Here is a 16,960-nt window from a genome sequence, read left to right as displayed (position 1 = left end):
CGGTTCAGGCAGCGCGGCGCGCGGGCGTGGCCGAACGCCACTCCGCGAGCAGGCGGTCCCACTTCTGACGGGCCTGCTGCAGGTGCCTGTCCTTCACATGGCCGTAGCCGCGGATCTCTTCCGGAATGCGGGCGAGCGCGACGGCTTGCGGCAGCCGCCCGGCGTCCAGCGAGCCGAGCACTTCCTCCACCATGTCCTTGTACTGGCCGATCAGGGCCCGCTCGGTGCGGCGCTCCGCGGTGCGGCCGAAGGGATCGAAGGGCGTGCCGCGCAGGCCCTTGAGCCGTGCCAGCACCCCGAAGGCCTTCAGCATCCAGGGGCCGAAGCGCTGCTTGACGAGTTCACCCTTCTCGTTGCGCCGTGCGATCCCCGGGGGCGCGAGGTGGTAGGCCAGCTTGTAGTCGCCCTCGAACTGCGCGGCCACCTTGTCGAGGAAGCTGCGGTCGGTGTGCAGGCGCGCGACTTCGTACTCGTCCTTGTAGGCCATCAGCTTGAACAGGTAGCGAGCCACCGCCTCGGTCAACTGGGTCGAGCCCAGCGGGGCCTCGGCGGCACGCACACGCTCGACGAAGTTGCGGTACTGGCGGGCGTAGGCGGCGTTCTGGTAGCCGCTCAGGAACTCCTCGCGGCGGGCGATCATCTGCTCCAGGTCGACCACCGGCTTGCGGAAGAACTGCACCACCTGGCCCTGCGCCTGCTGCGGCTGGGCCAGCGCGGTGACCGCGGCGAGGTCGTGCGCCGCGCGGCGGCCCCACTCGAAGGCGGCCTTGTTGTTCTCGATCTGCACGCCGTTGAGCTCGATCGCGCGCATCAGCGAGGCGTGCTCCAGCGGCACCCAGCCCTTCTGCCAGGCATAACCCAGCATCATCGGGTTGGCGTAGATCGAATCGCCCAGCAGCTGCACGCAGAGCTGGTCGGCGTCCAGGCGGCCGAGGTTGGCCTCGCCCACGGTCTTGGCCAGCAGGCTGTCGCAGTTGCCGCCGGGGAACTCCCAGTCGGGGTTGCTGACGAAGGCGGCGGTCGGTGTCGCATGGGCGTTGAGCGCGACCTTGGTACGGCCCTCGGCCATCGCGGCCAGGGTCACCTTGTTGGCCGCGACGATGGGGTCGCAGCCCAGCACCAGGTCGGCTTCGGCGGTGCCGACCTTGGTGGTGTGGATGGCCTCGGCGCGCTGCGCGATCTGGATGTGGCTCCAGGTGCTGCCGCCCTTCTGCGCCAGGCCCGCGGCGTCCTGGGTGATGATGCCCTTGCCTTCGATGTGCGCCGCCATGCCCAGCAGCTGGCCGATGGTGATGACGCCGGTGCCCCCGACGCCGGCCACCACGATGCCCCAGGCGCGCTCGGCCTGCGGCAGCACGGGCTCGGGCAGGGCCGGCAGCGTGAAGGGGTCGGGCCGCCCGGCCTTCTTCCTGGCCGACTTCAGCTGCCCGCCCTCGACGGTGACAAAGCTCGGGCAGAAGCCCTTGACGCAGGAGAAATCCTTGTTGCAGGTGCTCTGGTTGATGCGGCGCTTGCGGCCGAACTCGGTCTCCACGGGCTCGACCGACAGGCAGTTGCTCTGCACCGAGCAGTCGCCGCAGCCTTCGCAGACCAGCTCGTTGATGACCACCCGCTGGTTCGGCTCGACCAGCGTGCCGCGCTTGCGGCGGCGGCGCTTTTCGGTCGCGCAGGTCTGGTCGTAGATGATCACGGAGCAGCCTTCGAGCTCGCGCATCTCGCGCTGGATGCGGTCGAGCTCGTCGCGGTGGTGCACCGTCACGCCCGGCGCCAGGTTCAGCGGCGCGTTGTAGCGGCTCGGGTCGTCGGTCACGATGACCAGCTTCCTGACCCCCTCGGCCTCCAGCTCGCGGGTCATCTGCGGCACGGTCATGGTGCCGTCCACCGGCTGGCCGCCGGTCATCGCGACGGCGTCGTTGTAGAGGATCTTGTAGGTGATGTTGACCTTGGCCGCGATGCTCTGGCGGATCGCCAGCAGCCCCGAGTGGTAGTAGGTGCCGTCGCCGAGGTTGGCGAAGATGTGCTTGTCCTTGGAGAAGGCCGCCTGGCCGACCCAGGGCACGCCTTCGCCGCCCATCTGCGTGAAGGTGGAGGTCTGGCGGTCCATCCACACCACCATGTAGTGGCAGCCGATGCCCGCCACCGCGCGCGAGCCCTCGGGCACCCGGGTGGAGGTGTTGTGCGGGCAGCCGCTGCAGAACCAGGGCGCGCGGTCGGTGCTGACGCTGACGGCCTGCTCGCTGCGCTCCTTGGCGTCGATGATGGCCAGGCGGCTGGCGATGCGGGCGCGCAGGTCGCTGCCGAGCTGTTGCATCAGGCCGAGGCGCTCGAGCCGCTGGGCGATGGCCTTGGCGATCAGCGCCGGGTTGAGGTCGGCCTTGGCGCGCAGCAGCCAGTTCTGCGCCGGGTTGGGCATGGACCACTCGCCGCCGGAGCGGTCGCCGACCGGCTCGCTGAACTTGCCCAGCACGTTGGGGCGCACGTCCTCGCGCCAGTTGTAGAGCTCTTCCTTGAGCTGGTACTCGATGACCTGGCGCTTCTCCTCGATGACCAGGATCTCCTGCAGGCCGGTCGCGAACTCGCGCGTGATGGTGGCCTCCAGCGGCCACACCACGGTGACCTTGTGCAGGCGGATGCCGATGTCGCGGCAGGTGGCCTCGTCCAGCCCCAGGTCGTGCAGCGCCTGGCGGGTGTCGTTGTAGGCCTTGCCGCTGGCGATCAGGCCCAGGCGCGCATGCGGCGAGTCGATCACCGTGTGGTTGAGCCGGTTGGCGCGGATGTAGGCCAGCGCGGCATACCACTTGTAGTCCATCAGCCGAGCTTCCTGCTCCAGCGGCGGGTCGGGCCAGCGGATGTGCAGGCCGCCGGGCGGCATCACGAAGTCCTCCGGCAGCACGATGTTCACGCGGTCCGGGTCGACCCAGACGCTGGAAGAGGACTCGACGATCTCCTGGATGGTTTTCATGCCCGACCAGACGCCGGAGAAGCGGCTCAGCGCGAAGGCGTGCAGGCCGAGGTCGAGGATCTCCTGGACATTGGTCGGGAAAAACACCGGCAGGCCGCAGGCCTTGAAGATGTGGTCGCTCTGGTGCGCCGCCGTCGAGCTCTTGGAGACGTGGTCATCGCCGGCCAGCGCGATGACACCGCCGTGCTTGGCGGTGCCGGCCATGTTGGCGTGTTTGAAAACGTCGGAGCAGCGGTCCACGCCCGGGCCCTTGCCGTACCAGAGGCCGAAGACACCGTCGAACTTCTTCTGCTCCGGATAGAGGTCCAGCTGCTGGGTGCCCCACACCGCGGTGGCGCCCAGCTCCTCGTTGACGCCGGGCTGGAACACGATGTTGTTGGCCGCCAGGTGCTTCTTGGCCTGCCACAGCGCCTGGTCGTAGCCGCCCAGCGGCGAGCCGCGGTAGCCGCTGATGAAGCCGCCGGTGTTCAGCCCGTTGAGCGCGTCGCGGGTGCGCTGCAGCATCGGCAGCCGCACCAGCGCCTGCACGCCGCTCATGAAGGCGCGGCCGTGGTCCAGCGCGTACTTGTCGTCCAGCGAGACGGTTTCGAGCGCCTTGCGGATCGACTCGGGTAGCGGGGCGTTCATCGTGTACTCCTTGTGCGGCGTCGCGGCGCTGCCCGCTTTTGGCGGCGTGCCCAGCCTCGGTTTGGTGCACTCAGTTTAAAAATCCGCCGCCGCCAAGTCATTTTTATGTGTGCCTCGCCGGGCGGTGTTTGAGGAATAATCGACTCAAGACTCTCCTGTTAGAGAAAAAATGTCCTCAAAGTTGGCAAATCAAGGGAAAACCCCAGGTCGAGGGGCCGAGCCGGCGACCGCTGACGAGGCGCCCCATGAAGGCCTGGATCGCTACGACATCGCCATCCTCGGCGAGCTACAGCAGGATGCGCGCCTGTCCAACGCCGAGCTCGCCTCGCGCATCGGCCTGTCGCCGACGCCGTGCTGGCGGCGGGTGAAGTGGCTGGAGGAGCAGGGCTACATCAAGGGCTACCGGGCCGAGATCGACCGCCACCGCATCGGCCTGGGTGTGCTGGCCTTCGTGCGCGTCGATGCTGAGCGCAACAATGCGGTCGCGACGCGGGAGCTGGAGGACGCGATCCGCGCGCTGCCCGAGGTCATCTCCTGCCACTACATCTCGGGGTCGGGCACTTTCGAATTGCAGGTGATGGCCCCCGATCTGGACGCCTACTCGCGCTGGGCCATGGACACGCTGTTCAAGCTGCCCAACGTGAAGGACCTGCACACCAGCTTCTCGCTCGGCGAGGTCAAGGCCAGCCGGGCGCTGCCGCTGGGGCATCTGAAGCCGCGGGGCCGCTGAGCGGCGGCCGGCACAGGGTTTGCCGGTTTCCGGAACCGACGGATGCCCCGTCTTGCCCAAGGAGTTGCGATGAATCCCGACACCCCGAACGCTCAAGCCTCTTCGTCCTCACCGGAAGCCCCCGGTTCCCAGACGCCCAACCCGATGCAGCAGCAGCCCGACGCGCAGCTGGATACCAGCCAGTCGCCCCAGCGGCAGCAGCAGCAGGCCTCGCAGGAGCGCGGGCCGCACACGAACAACAAGAAGAACGCCGGCAAGCGACCCTCGCAGGGCGGCAGCTCGCGCTGAGCGGCACATCGACCGGGCCGGCGCGGCGATGCGGGGCACTACAGTCGGGCCTCGGCCTCAAGGAGAACCGCATGACCCGATACGCGCCCCATCGCCACGCACGCCGGCTTCTGCTGGCCAGCCTCGCCCTCTGCGGCGTGGCGGCGTTCGCACAGGTGGGCAGCGGCCTGCCGGTGCGCAACCTGCTGGTCGAGGTGCGGCAGGGCGACGCCGCCCAGCTCTCGCAGCAATCGCTGGGCGGCGCTGGCGGCGTGTCGGTCTCCACCAGCCGGCGGGTTGAAGGCGGTGTCACCGTCACGACCACCCGACGCGAGACCAGCCGCAGCGGCCAGCTGGGCCAGCAGGTGATGGTGCTCAATGGCGGGCGTGCCGGGATCCGGCTCTCGCAGAGCCGGCCGCTGCAGTTCTACCAGGTCGCCTGGAGCGCCCGCGAGGGGGCTGTGCTGCAGCCTTCGACGCTGATCGTCGAAGCGGGGCGCGGCTTTTCGGTGCTGCCCCGCTGGCCAGGCGGCGACGCGCCCGTGCAGGTCGAGATCGAGGCAGAATCGGCCCGCCTCGACGAGGCCGGCGGCGGTGTGCGGGAGGGCTCCAGCACGCGCACCACCCTGCAGCTGCCTCTGGGCGAGTGGGTCACCATCGCGAGCAGCGGCGAGGACGAGCAGAGCCGCGAGCAGGGGCTGCTCTCGAGCCGTGATGCGAGGGGCAGCCGGCATGTGCAGGTGCAGATGCGGGTTAGTGCGCCTTAGAGCGCCTGAAACAGCGTCTGCACGTCCTGCCAGTGCATGTGTTCCATGACGAGCCGAGAGAAACGAAACGAGTCGTAATGAATTTCTGCAGGGCCGGTGTGTCCCTTTAGGATTTTTCTGCCGGCCCCCCCCAGGCCTCGCATCAGGGGGCAGCGTCGCCAGTTCCGAGCGCCGTGAGCAGTACGGTTCAAGCAGTCCCGAGTCAATCGCCATCGCCGCCGCCTCCAGGGCGGCAGCGATGGCTGCGCGTCCCTATTTCAATAGCACTGTGGGGTCGGTCGGGGCCATCGGCAATGGAGGGGTCCGTCATCTCCACGATGTGCGTCGGCGGCAAGGTGGTGGAGTCGCTGTACTTCTGACAGTTGCGGCAGGCGCTGGTTGCGAAATCTTTGGTGCGACCCACCTCCCAGGAGTGGTTGATGAAAACAGGACGTTTTCTGTTAGCGGTGCTGTTGTCCTGCCTGCTTTTGTCGTGCCGCCCCACGGGGATAGCGGGGCCAACGCCCGACGCGTTCGAATCCGCGCAGACCGAAGAGCGCGCGGTCGACAGTGATGTGGAGAAAAAACTGGAAGCCCTGCTGCACAGGTTCAGGGACGAGCATCGGTTGAGCGACACCGGATTGGCCCGATTGCTGGTCAAGCACACTGGCCCCGGCTTCACAAACGCATGGTTCAAAAAAGGGGGGGTGGTACTGGGGGACAGTACGTATCAAAGCGCCTATCACGGCGACAGGAATCTCGTGAGCCTGAAGCCCGGCGTTGGCGACCGGTGGAAAGAGGTGGATCTGGGGCCTCGCCACGCCAGCGTACTTGCGGTGGTATCAAAGGGCCGCATCCTCGGTTCAATGACTTGGCCTGCCGACGCAGCATTGCGTGACGTCGGCTTCCTGTTGTTTGAGCCGTCCGCAGTCCACCGTTTCTACGGCAAAGAGATCTCCGGAGAGTCCTTTCCTCGCACACCGAAAGCCTCCAGCGCGTCAGCGAGCACAGCCAATGAGCGATGACCGCATATCTCACCGCTTGCTGCTCGAGCTCGATCGTCGTTTCGATGCCAGGGAGGAGAGCCCTGCGGGCTTCCAGGGAAGACACGAGCTTGGCAAGGTGGAGCGGCTGTCCGAGGTCCTTGAGCAGGTGACGGGTCTCCGGTATGACCTCGATCGCAAGGTCCAGGATGCCTATTTCCTGACCGACTTGGTGTCCTGCGACACCTCACCTTCCGAGCCACCCTCGGTGGCTCTAAGTTTTCGACTACACCTGAGTCGCCGAGACGACCTACATGCTGACCGCGTACTTTTTCCGCTTCCACGCCATGGACCAAAGTTTGAGGTCCGGGCAGCGCGACGTGTTCGAGTTTTTCCTCGATCCCTACTGGGACACCGTGCGCGACATTGAGATCGTGCCCGAGTTCGCGACACTGGTCTTTAGAAACCACATCTGGACGGCCCGCACGGTGACGGTGGCATGCACCATCCACCGGATCATGCATCCCGATCTGGGCAAGGTTCGGTCCATTGACGTCACAGCAGGCCTCTACCGCATCGAGGCCGAAGACCGGGTCGTGTGGGTGGATCCCGAAGAGGAGTCGGTTCCACCAGCCCCTCCACGGTCTCGGTCAACGGCTGGCTCTTCACGGTTGAACTGACCGTGCACCACATCGTCGAGTGGCGGACAGAGGCTCAGTGAGCGGCCCCGCCCTTTAGAACCGCGGCCACAGCGCCCACATCCGCAAGGGCTGTTTCATGCGACCCGCGTATTCGCCCGCGCCCTCGGTCCAGCCCCAGAAGTAGTCGGCCCGCACCGCGCCGACGATGGCGCTGCCGGTGTCCTGCGCGACCACCAGGCGCTGCAGCGGCCGCGCCGGGCTGCCGGGCGGCAGCCCCGGCTCGGTGGTGTCGATCCAGACCGGCGTGCCATAGGGAATCGACTCGCGGTCGACCGCGATCGAGCGGCCCGGTGTCAACGGCACCCCTTGCGCCCCCAGCGGCCCGATGCTCGGGTCCGGCAGCGGCTCTTCGCGGAAAAAGACCACCCGCGGGTTCACGTTCAGCATCTGCTGCACACGGCTCGGATGGGCCTTCGCCCAGCTCTTGATGGCCGGCCAGGAGGCCTGCTCCAGGCTGAAGGCGCCTTGCTCCACCAGCCAGCGGCCCACCGAGCGGTAGGGGTGGTTGTTGTGTCCGGCGAAGGCCACACGCACCAGCTTCTGGCTGCCGTCGCGCTCGGTGAGCCGCAGGCGGCCGGAGCCCTGGATCTGCAGCACCAGCGCGTCCAGCGGGTCGGCGACATAGGCGATCTCGCGCCCGCGCAGCGCGGCCCGCGCGGCCGGCACACTGTCCAGCTGGGCCCGCGTCCAGTAGGGCTGGCGCTCGGCGAGGTCGGCGGGCGGCTGGTGCAGCGGGATGCGGAAGGTCGAGGTCGGCACGCGGCTCGCGTCGATCAGCGGTTCGTAGTAGCCGGTGATCAGGCCCTCGGCCTGCTGGTCTTCTCGGCCCACGACCTGATAGGGCTGCAGGCGCCGCTGGATGAAGTCGAGCACCAGCGCATCGGCGGGCTCGCGCAGTGCGCGGGCGTCGCGGCACACCGCCGCCCAGGCGGGTGCCGGGCGCAGGCAGCTGTTGAGCAGGGCCGGCCAGACGCGGCCGACCTGGTCGCTGCCCCAGCCGGGCAGCGCCTCCCAGGCCACCGGGACCCAGCGCGATCGCGGCTGCTCGATCGGCGGCTGGCCGGGCAGGGTGGCGGCCCCGGTGTCCACGCCATCGGGGCCGGGCGCCGGCGGCGGCAGGTCGGGCGTGAGGCTGCAGGCGCTCAGGCTTCCTAAAATCAGGGTGCCGAGCAGCCGCCCGAAACGGGCGCGGCGGCGCGCGGTCAAGAAACTCGAAGGATGGAACATGTGGGTGCTGTTGCTGGAGGCGCTGGGCGCCTTGCTGATCCTGGTCTTCATTGTCTGGTGGACGATGTTTTCCGGGCGCAAGGGCGGCGAGCGCCACCCGGCGTCCCGAGACGATGAACACCGCCCGCCCGAGGCCTGACACGGGCCGCCCTCATGCCGCCGGCTCCGCCCGTGCCCGGCCGCGCAACGGCAGCAGGAAGCCCAGCGGGTGGCGCCGCAGCCGCCGCCTCAGCGCGGCGTTCAGCCGGTGGCGGTCCTTGAGCCGGATGTTGCGTGAGCGCAGTGCCAGGCGGAAGGCCAGCGCGAAGCTGACGGTGACGTTGAGGACGCCGGTCAGCGCGATGCCCAGCACCGCGAGCCAGAAGCCGGGGGTGTAGACCAGCTCCCAGCCCAGCGCCCCGAGCGCGGCGCCGAGCTGGCCGCTGGCGAGCGTGACGTGGCGCACGTCGAAGTTCACGCCGAAAAAGGCCGCCACCGCCGGCACCAGGCCCAGCATCAGCCCGAGCGAGATGTTGCCGGCGAAACCCGAGATGTTGCCCTGCAGCTGGGCCGACCAGCGCGCCGCGCGTGCCTCGCCCAGGCGCGCGACGATACGCGGGTTCCAGCGCAGTGCGCTGCCCAGGCGGTGCAGCACGAACCAGTTCTCGGCCCAGCCCGCCACCAGGCTGGAGGCGAACAGCAGCACCCCGGTGGCCGCGGCATACAGCGGCGTGAAGCCCAGGCCGTCGAGCGAATCCAGCGCGTAGCGGGCCTTCGCGGCGCTCACCAGCGGCTCGCCGAAGGCGGCCTGCCAGAGCAGCTGCACCACCAGCACGCAGGGCAGCACGACCGCCACATTGCCCAGGATGCCGGCGACCTGGGTGCGCATCAGGTGGGCCACCTCGTCGACGAATCCTTCGATCGCCTCGTCCGAACTCAGGTCCCTGAGGCGCGCCGCCATGGCCGGCGCCGTCATCGCCGGCTGCTTGGTCGCGAGCGTGAAGTGCGCCAGCTGGATCGCGACAAAGCTGGCGGCGTAGTTGAGGCCGGCCGCGAAGCCACCCCAGAAGGCCGACAGGCCCAGGCTGCCGATCAGGAATTTCAGGAACACCGTGAGCGCCGTGACCGCGCCGCCGCCGCAGGCACGCCAGAACATGCTGGCGTATTCGCGCGGCGTGCGGGTGATGTAGTGCTCGCCGGTCTCGGCGCTGCGCTCGGTCACCTTGCGGGCCAGCAGCGAATAGTTGCGGGCCAGCAGGGCAGCGACGCTGCGGCGCTGCTCGGCGCTCTCGGCGAACTGCACCACCAAGCGCCGCACCGCCTCCGCCGGGCGGTCGCTCAGCAGGCAGTCGAGCAGGTGGTCGATGCGGTCCAGGCGTGACTGCAGCTGCTCCAGGGTGAAGACGATGTCGATCGAGACGCCGTGCTCTTCGAGGTGTTCGTGGACCGTCTGCGCGTCGCGCCGGCAAGCGTCGAGCAGGGCGCGGGCGTAACCCAGCGCCGGGGTGAGGTCGGCCGGCGAGGCGGCCGGGTCCTCGATGCGCCGGCGCACCTCCTCGAAGGCCGGCCCCAGCTGGCGGAACGGCGTGAGCGCCTGGGCCGGCGCCGACAGCCGGGTGCGGATCTCCGCCGAGAAGGCTGCGGCGCCCACCTGGCTGATGCAGAAGAGCTGCGCATCGAGCAGGGCGCTGCGCCAGCCGGCCGCTGCGCCGGGATGGCGCGAGGCGGCCACCGATTCGTGCAGCAGCGTGCCGAGCTTTTCCAGCGTCGGTGTGTCGATGGCATCCAGCCAGGCCGCGTCCTGCTCCTCGGAGAACACCAGCTGGAACAGCTCCGCCAGGTCGCGTGTCTCGGCGGTGCCGGGCAGCAGCCGGCGTTGCAGGCGCTCGCCCAGCTCGCTGAAGAAGGCGAAGCGCTGCGCGAAACCGAAGTCGGCCAGCAGCAGGGTGGCGTCCAGGTCTGCCAGGGTGCGCGCGATCTGTTCCACCATGCGGGCGCGGTACTCCGGCTGGCGGTCGAGCAGCTGCAGCAGGTGGCGCAGCCGCAGCACCGGCAGCGGCGTTCGCGTGCCCGGCTGCGGCGCGTCGACGCCTTCGCGCTTCAGCGGCGCGTGGCGCAGCCACTCGACCAGGCGCACCCACCAGAGGTTGCGCTGCGCGAGTTCCGCGCCCGGATCGAGCGTGGTCAAGAGCCCGTTGAGGTCCCAGGCGGCGCGCTGCAGCACGAAGCGCATGCGCGGCGGCCTCAGTGCAGCCCGCTGCGCTGCACTGCGAGCGAGAAGGCGGGAATGGGGGCCTCGAAGCGCTCGCCGTCCTCGGCGACGCAGAAATAGCTGCCGCTCATCGTGCCGCGCGGTGTCGCCAGACGGGTCCAGCTGGTGTACTCGAAGGCCTCGCCAGGCTTGAGCAGCGGCTGGTGGCCCACCACGCCCAGCCCCTTGATCTCCTCGACCCGGCCGGTGGCGTCGGTGATGATCCAGTGGCGCGAGATCAGCTGGGCCGGCACGTCGCCGGTGTTCTGGATGGTCACCGTGTAGGCGAAGGCGAAGACGCCCTTTTCCGGGTCGGACTGTTCGGGGATGTACTGCGGCTCGACGCTGCAGGTGAACTCATAGCTGCTCATATCAAGATCTGTGCTTTTCTACGGCGGCGATAGTAGCAAGGGCTCCCTAAAATCGCGGATTCGCAAGGAATCCCCATGCCCACCTACCGCATCGCCCCCAGCATCCTCTCGGCCGACTTCGCCCGCCTCGGCGAGGAAGTGAGCCAGGTCATCGCCGCCGGCGCCGACTGGATCCACTTCGACGTGATGGACAACCACTACGTTCCCAACCTGACCTTCGGCCCCATGGTCTGCCAGGCGTTGCGCCCCCACGCCAAGAAGGCCGACGGCACGCCGGTGCCCATCGACGTGCACCTGATGGTGCAGCCGGTGGACGCGCTGGCCCAGGCCTTCGCGAAGTCGGGGGCCGACCTGGTGAGTTTCCACCCGGACGCCAGCACCCACGTCGACCGTACCCTGCAGCTCATCAAGGCCGAGGGCTGCCAGGCCGGTCTGGTGTTCAACCCGGCCACCCCTATCGACGTGCTGGAGTGGGTGATCGACAAGGTCGACCTGGTGCTGATCATGAGTGTCAACCCGGGTTTCGGTGGTCAGAGCTTCATCCCGTCGGCGCTGCGCAAGGTGGAGCAGGTGCGGAAAATCATCGACGCCAGCGGCCGCGACATCCGGCTCGAGGTCGACGGCGGCATCAAGACCGACAACATCCGCCAGGTCGCGGACGCAGGCGCCGACACCTTCGTGGCCGGCAGCGCGATCTTCGGCAAGCCGGACTACAAGGCGGTGATCGACCAGATGCGCGCTGAGCTGGCGGCCTGAGGGCCGCGGGTGAGGGCGCTCAAGGGAACTGCCTCGCGCCCGAGACCAGGCGCCCGCCCTCCGGTTCGGGCAGCGTGTCCACCAGTGCCGCGCCGCTCGGGGCCGTGATGCGCACCTGCAAGGCGCCCGGCGCGATCGTGCCGGGGTGGACGAAATAGTTGTACGGCTCGCGCCGCACCGTGATCCACCCGCTGCTGCCGGACGGGCGGATCTCCAGCTTGGCGATCGGCAGGCGGTGGTTGCGCACCTGAATGGCCGTCCACCACCGGCTGCTGCCTTCCTTGTAGCGGTACTGCACCGGGCCGTTGAGCTGGCCCGCCACGAATTGCCAGCTGACCGGCACCTTGCCGGACGCCGGGTCGGCGATCTGCGCAAAGGCCTCCCGGCTGAGGTCGAGGTGACCGGCCTGGCAGCCGGGACACTGGTCGACGACCCGCACCGTCACACTGCCACGCGGACCTCGCACGGACATGAAGCCCCCGCACGCCGCGCTGCCGGCATAGTCAGCCGGGTTCAGCGCCACCACCCGCAGGTCGCCGGGGCTGGGGTCGAAGCTGCAGTTGCCGGCGCCGGTGGCGTCGTAGAAGGTGGCTTCGCCGCTGCGCGCCTCGCCGAGGGCCGGCCCGGGTTGTGGGGCGGCCGGCGCGGGGGCGTCCGTGCCGCTGTCGACGTTGGTGGTCGACTCGTCTGCGCCGTCGCCTCCGCCGCCACAGGCGGCCAGGGAGAACAACAGGCTGCAGGCGCAGGCGAGCTGGCGAAGGTGCACGGATCGGTTCATGAGGCGCAGGCCTTGGGAGGGTCACGGATCCCGGGCGGTGTCCGGGGCGGAAGGATCGAGTTTCCCGCAGCCCTGTCAGGAGGAAAAGGCGTGCAAAAGTAAGGAAGTCCTACGTCTGTTCCATGCCGCCGGCGCTCAAGTCGGTGTGGTTTCGGCCGATGACAGGACGTTGCGCCGGTGAAGCCGCCGGTCGCCGGTTCGATTCCACATGCACCCCGAGGACAGCTCCCCCATCATCGCTCCCGCGTCCACCGTTTCAGGCCGGAGGTCGACCGCCGGGCGCGCCCCCGCGGGCGGCCCCGACCTTCGGCGCAAGGGCCTGCGGCGTTTCCTGCTGACCCTGCCGTCGCAGGCGGTGGTGGCGCTGCTGCTGTGGCTGGGTGTCTGGCTGGACCTCGCTCCGCTGCCCGCCGCCATCGGGATCACCGTGTTCAGCGGTTTGGTGCTGGCCACGCTCTACCTGCTGCTGCATACCGGGCTCGCGCTGAAGACACGCGATCCGGTGCTGGCCTTCTCCCAGGTTCTTTTCAGCATCTCCCAGGTGGCACTGGTCTGCGCGCTGATCGATGCGATGCGCGCCACCTCGCTGCTGTGGCTCAGCGTGACCCTTGTCTACGACATCCGGCGCTTGCCGCTGCGGCAGCTGCGCCTCGCCGCGGGGCTGAGCCTCGTGATGCCGGCGCTGGCGACCCTGGCGCGCATCTGGCTGCGTCCGGACGGTCCGGGCTGGAGGGACGATCTGCTCAACATCGGGCTGCTGATGGTGGCGTTGCCGGTGCTGGTGGCGCTGTCGGCGCAGGCGCGTGCGGTGCGGCAGCGGGATCTGCGCCAGAAGGAGCAGATGGCCGATACGCTGGCGCAATTGCAGCGGCTGTCGATGCGCGACAGCCTGACCGGCCTGTTCAACCGGCGCCACATGCTGCGCCTGCTCGACGAAGAAGTGCTGCGCCAGCAGCGCTCCGGGCAGCCGCTGTGCGTCGCGCTGTTGGACATCGACTTCTTCAAGCAGGTGAACGATCGCTACGGCCACGCGATGGGCGATCAGGTGCTGCAGCGCTTCGCGCAGCTCGGGCTGGAGGTCTTTCCCGAGGGGGCCGATGCGCTGGCCCGCTGGGGCGGCGAGGAGTTCCTGCTGCTGATGCCGGGCCGGACCGTGCGCGACGCGGAGGCTGCGCTGCGGCAACTGCGCGACGAGGTGCACCGGCACGACTGGGCGCAACTGGAGCCGGGGCTGAAGCCGACTTTTTCGGCCGGCTTGTGCTCCCACGATCCGGTTCGCGGCGTCGCCGCGACCCTGGAGCGCGCGGACCAGGCGCTGTACCGTGCCAAGGCAGGGGGGCGCGATCGCATCGAGCTCGCGTTGGGCGAAGCGGCGGCGCCTCGGGAAGCTGCGCAGGCATCGGCGCGGCCCCGCCTTTCGGCCGCCCGCCGCAGCGCCGACGCACCTGCCGCCAGACCCCCGGCTGCCGCGCCCCTCTCGCCTGCGGCGCCGCGGGCCGCCGAGGCCAGGCCGCGCCGGATGCAGCGGGCCGTCGACCTCGTGCTGGGGCAGAACGCGCGCGTGCGCATCGTGATGCCGCGCTGCCTGCTGTCGGCCATCATGTACGTGGCCTGCATCACGGCCTTGCTGACCTACATCCTGCCGGAACAGCTGCTCACGCCGGCGCAAGGCCGCGTGCTGCTGATCCACAACCTGATCGGCTGCGTGGTGCCTTTGACGCTGGTGCGCAGCGGCCTGACCGCCAGGCTGCGCGATCCGGGCATCACGCTGCTCTACATGCTCTGGGGTTTCCTTGGCCTGATGTTCGCCTACGCCTTGTTGCCCGACGCGCGGGCCAGCGTGTTGCAGATGATCTGCCTGAGTGTCGTGTTCGGCTTTCTCGGTCTCACGCCGCGCCAGACACAGATCGCCGGCGCCGCGGCCATCGGTGGGCTGCTGGTCGCGCTCGCCGCGATGGCCCATGTCGAGGGCCTGAGCTTCGACCCGCGCCGCGCAAGCCTCGAGGTCGGCATGTCCTGCTTCATCCTGTGGCTGCTCACCCTGCAGTCGCACAATCACAGCACCACCCGCGAGCGGGTGCGGCGGGAGCGCGACGAGCTCGTCGCGGCGAGCGCGCAACTCGAGCGGGTGATGATGCGCGACCCGCTGACCGGCTTGTTCAATCGGCAGTACATGCAAGGCGTGCTGGAGCGCGAGCGTGACCGGCACCAGCGCGGCGGCGCGGGCTTCTGCGTCGCCCTGGTGGACCTGGATCACTTCAAGCGCATCAACGACAGCGCCGGCCACGCGGCGGGTGACGCGGCACTGTGTGGTTTCGCCGCGGCCGCGCAGACGGTGCTGCGCGAGACCGATGTGGTGTGCCGCTGGGGCGGCGAGGAATTCCTGGTACTGCTGCCCGAAGCCGAGCCCGGTCCCAAGGGCCTGCAGGCGATGAACCGGCTGCGCGAGCACGTGGCCGCACAGCGCTTCTGCCTGGGGGCGCCCTTGCTGCAGGTGACCTTCTCCGCCGGCATCGCGGCCCACGTGCGCGGCGAGCCGGTGGCGGAGCTGCTGGCGCGCGCGGACCGCGCGCTCTACACCGCCAAGGCCGGCGGCCGCAACCGCAACGTGGTCGCCCCGCCGCCCGCGGGCCCTTAGCGGGAAACCGCCCTCGACTGCTACCCTTGCACCTCCGTCTCCCGAGGTGTGACCCGTGGCCCTTTCCTCCGCATCGATTTCCCAGTTCAAGGACCTCCAGGCCGTCATCGTCGATCTCGACGGCACCATGGTCGACACGATCGGCGACTTCGTCGTGGCGCTCAACCGCATGCTCGACGATCTTGCGCTGCCGCACGTGGACCGCGACTTCATCGAGCGCACCGTCGGCAAGGGGTCGGAGCACCTGATCCGCATGACGCTGACGCAGGTGGCCGGTGCCGACAGTGTCGAGACCCGTTTCACGGCCGCCTGGGACCGCTACCAGCATCACTACCTGGCCATCAACGGCGAGCATTCGGCGGTGTTCCCCGGCGTGGCCGAAGGCCTGCGGGCGTTGCAGGCGCGCGGCCTGGTGCTGGCCTGCCTGACCAACAAGCCGACCGCCTTCGCGCTGCCCCTGCTGGAGAAGAAGGGCCTGGCGCCTTTCTTCAAGCTCGCCTTCGGCGGCGATGCCTTCGAACGCAAGAAGCCCGATCCGCTGCCGCTGCTGAAGACCTGCGAGGCGCTCGGCACCGAACCCGGGCGCACGCTGATGATCGGCGACTCCAGCAACGACGCGAAAGCGGCCCGCGCCGCCGGTTGCCCGGTGGTGCTGGTGAGCTACGGCTACAACCACGGCGAGCCGGTGCGCAGCGCGCCGGCCGACGCATTTGTCGACCGGCTGGACGAGCTGCTGCCCGGCTGAGGCGGTCTCAGTCGGCGTTGTGGCGGCCGCGCGGCGTCGCCGGGGCCTTGCCGAGCAGCGCGTCCTTGAGCGCCGGATCAGCGGGCTGGGGCCCCAGCCAGAGCTTGAGCATGGCGCTGTAGAACTCGGGTTCGCGGATGGCGCCGGCGGCCGGCTTGTCGTTGACCGAGATGACCGTGCCTTCGCCCGGGATCCAGTCGATCTGGAAGGACTCGCCCGCGCTGAGTCGCTTCTGGGCGGCGAAGATCTCGCCCATCTTGATCGTGCCGGGGATGGACTTGGCGAACTCCTCGCGGGCCGCGTTCTGCTCCATCCCGCGGGTGAACAGGCGGCCCAGTTCGTTGGCGTCGATGGCGCGCAGCATCACGATGTTCAGGCGCCGCGGGCCGGGCGCCGCGAGGACGGCTTCGGCGCTCGAGGCGCGCTCGGGCAGGTAGAGCGCGGCCGCGTACACCTTGAAGATGGCCTTGTAGCGCACCCCGGCGCCATTGAGGACCAGCGGTGTACCGCGCAGTTGCAGGGCCTGCTCGAACTTCACGCCGCTGACGTCCAGCGGCTCTGCCAGGGCCGGCGCGAGCGTGATCAGCAGCCCGATGACTGCCGCCATGATCCGGTGCAGCATCACTTCGACCTCCTTTAACGTTTCCTGGTCATCTTGGCAAGAGTACGCCGCTTGTCCATGAGGAAAAACGCACGTTCGTTCGCATTTTTTGCCGCCCGGACAACGTCCGTGACCGCCTGTCGCCGCTGGCGGGCGCCACCGGGGGCTGGCGTCCCAGCGTTGCGCTGCTACACTGCGGGCCATGTTCATCTCGCGCAAACAAACCAAAGGTTCGCACGACCGGGGAGCCTGGCCCTGGCGTCGCCTGCACGCACTGGTTTGATCTGCCGCCTGCCGGGGTGGTGTGCCTGGTCCGTCCATGAGCCTCCCCCGCGCTTCGCCGGTTCACCCGGAATCTCACTTGCCCCCTGACGGTCGGCGCTGCGGCGCCGCCGCGACCCGGGCCCCGGATTCCCCTCGACAATTTGTTCATTGCCGCTCGTCCCTGCCGCGCCGTGTGTCGCGGGGGCGCGCCGGGCTCGGAGGGCCCACTGCGTGATCACCGAACTCGAATTCCAGAGCCTGTCTCAACAGGGCTACAACCGCATTCCCCTGATCGCCGAGGCCTTCGCGGACCTCGAAACCCCGCTGTCGCTCT

At 69.1% G+C, this 16,960-nt stretch carries 15 protein-coding genes; 9 read left to right on the top strand and 6 right to left on the bottom strand.

The window, feature by feature from the left end; all coding sequences use genetic code 11:
- Positions 1–4: 4 nt before the first annotated feature.
- The gene (locus OOT46_RS16885; protein WP_265404793.1) at positions 5–3,589 is read right to left on the bottom strand and encodes an indolepyruvate ferredoxin oxidoreductase family protein; all 3,585 of its coding nucleotides are present in this window, start codon (positions 3,587–3,589) and stop codon (positions 5–7) included.
- A 169-nt stretch (positions 3,590–3,758) separates the two neighbouring features.
- Here OOT46_RS16885 and OOT46_RS16880 point away from each other — a divergent pair, with 169 nt between their 5' ends.
- The 5 genes from OOT46_RS16880 (at position 3,759) to OOT46_RS16860 (ending at position 6,995) form a co-directional block, all read left to right on the top strand.
- A complete protein-coding gene (locus tag OOT46_RS16880) occupies positions 3,759–4,319 on the top strand; it encodes an Lrp/AsnC family transcriptional regulator (RefSeq protein ID WP_416136209.1) in 561 nt (186 codons plus the stop codon).
- Between the two features lie 69 nt (positions 4,320–4,388).
- Complete coding sequence (locus OOT46_RS16875) at positions 4,389–4,607, top strand: hypothetical protein (protein ID WP_265404792.1); 219 nt, start codon at positions 4,389–4,391, stop codon at positions 4,605–4,607.
- A 71-nt stretch (positions 4,608–4,678) separates the two neighbouring features.
- Entirely contained in the window at positions 4,679–5,353 is a 675-nt protein-coding gene (locus OOT46_RS16870) for a hypothetical protein (protein WP_265404791.1), read from the top strand.
- 419 nt (positions 5,354–5,772) lie between these two features.
- Positions 5,773–6,357, top strand: a complete 585-nt coding sequence (locus tag OOT46_RS16865) for a hypothetical protein (protein ID WP_265404790.1) — start codon at positions 5,773–5,775, stop codon at positions 6,355–6,357.
- A gap of 272 nt (positions 6,358–6,629) precedes the next feature.
- Positions 6,630–6,995: a hypothetical protein gene (locus tag OOT46_RS16860; protein ID WP_265404789.1), complete on the top strand. Its 366-nt coding sequence runs from the start codon at positions 6,630–6,632 to the stop codon at positions 6,993–6,995.
- Positions 6,996–7,049: 54 nt separating this feature from the next.
- On the opposite strand, the gene OOT46_RS16855 is transcribed toward OOT46_RS16860, so the two are convergent.
- Positions 7,050–8,243, bottom strand: coding sequence for a murein transglycosylase A (locus OOT46_RS16855; RefSeq protein WP_416136208.1), 1,194 nt, complete (start codon positions 8,241–8,243; stop codon positions 7,050–7,052).
- Here OOT46_RS16855 and OOT46_RS16850 point away from each other — a divergent pair.
- Entirely contained in the window at positions 8,242–8,382 is a 141-nt protein-coding gene (locus tag OOT46_RS16850; protein WP_265404788.1) for a hypothetical protein, read from the top strand. The two genes, OOT46_RS16855 and OOT46_RS16850, sit on opposite strands and share 2 nt — an antisense overlap.
- Before the next feature lie 12 nt (positions 8,383–8,394).
- Here the strand turns inward: OOT46_RS16850 and OOT46_RS16845 are convergent, their stop codons facing one another.
- Positions 8,395–10,455: a site-specific recombinase gene (locus tag OOT46_RS16845; RefSeq protein ID WP_265404787.1), complete on the bottom strand. Its 2,061-nt coding sequence runs from the start codon at positions 10,453–10,455 to the stop codon at positions 8,395–8,397.
- A gap of 11 nt (positions 10,456–10,466) precedes the next feature.
- Positions 10,467–10,844 carry a Co2+/Mg2+ efflux protein ApaG gene (gene apaG / locus OOT46_RS16840; protein WP_265404786.1) on the bottom strand — a complete coding sequence of 126 codons (378 nt, stop codon included), beginning with the start codon at positions 10,842–10,844 and terminating at the stop codon, positions 10,467–10,469.
- 75 nt (positions 10,845–10,919) lie between these two features.
- On the opposite strand from apaG, the gene rpe reads away from it, so the two are divergent.
- Positions 10,920–11,600, top strand: coding sequence for a ribulose-phosphate 3-epimerase (gene rpe / locus OOT46_RS16835; RefSeq protein ID WP_265404785.1), 681 nt, complete (start codon positions 10,920–10,922; stop codon positions 11,598–11,600).
- Between the two features lie 19 nt (positions 11,601–11,619).
- Here rpe and OOT46_RS16830 read toward each other — a convergent pair whose 3' ends face one another.
- Positions 11,620–12,378: an expansin EXLX1 family cellulose-binding protein gene (locus tag OOT46_RS16830; protein ID WP_265404784.1), complete on the bottom strand. Its 759-nt coding sequence runs from the start codon at positions 12,376–12,378 to the stop codon at positions 11,620–11,622.
- Between the two features lie 208 nt (positions 12,379–12,586).
- Here OOT46_RS16830 and OOT46_RS16825 point away from each other — a divergent pair, with 208 nt between their 5' ends.
- Together OOT46_RS16825 and gph are read left to right on the top strand one after the other, a co-directional pair.
- The gene (locus OOT46_RS16825; RefSeq protein ID WP_265404783.1) at positions 12,587–15,016 is read left to right on the top strand and encodes a GGDEF domain-containing protein; all 2,430 of its coding nucleotides are present in this window, start codon (positions 12,587–12,589) and stop codon (positions 15,014–15,016) included.
- 127 nt (positions 15,017–15,143) lie between these two features.
- A complete protein-coding gene (gene gph, locus OOT46_RS16820) occupies positions 15,144–15,761 on the top strand; it encodes a phosphoglycolate phosphatase (RefSeq protein ID WP_416136212.1) in 618 nt (205 codons plus the stop codon).
- Between the two features lie 7 nt (positions 15,762–15,768).
- On the opposite strand, the gene OOT46_RS16815 is transcribed toward gph, so the two are convergent.
- Positions 15,769–16,383, bottom strand: a complete 615-nt coding sequence (locus OOT46_RS16815; RefSeq protein WP_265404781.1) for a chalcone isomerase family protein — start codon at positions 16,381–16,383, stop codon at positions 15,769–15,771.
- Positions 16,384–16,960 lie beyond the last annotated feature (577 nt).

The sequence above is a fragment of the Aquabacterium sp. A7-Y genome (genome assembly GCF_026153205.1).
Taxonomy (GTDB): domain Bacteria; phylum Pseudomonadota; class Gammaproteobacteria; order Burkholderiales; family Burkholderiaceae_C; genus Caldimonas.
Note: the sequence above shows the minus strand (reverse complement) of the source record. Positions and strands in the feature narration are given on the sequence as shown.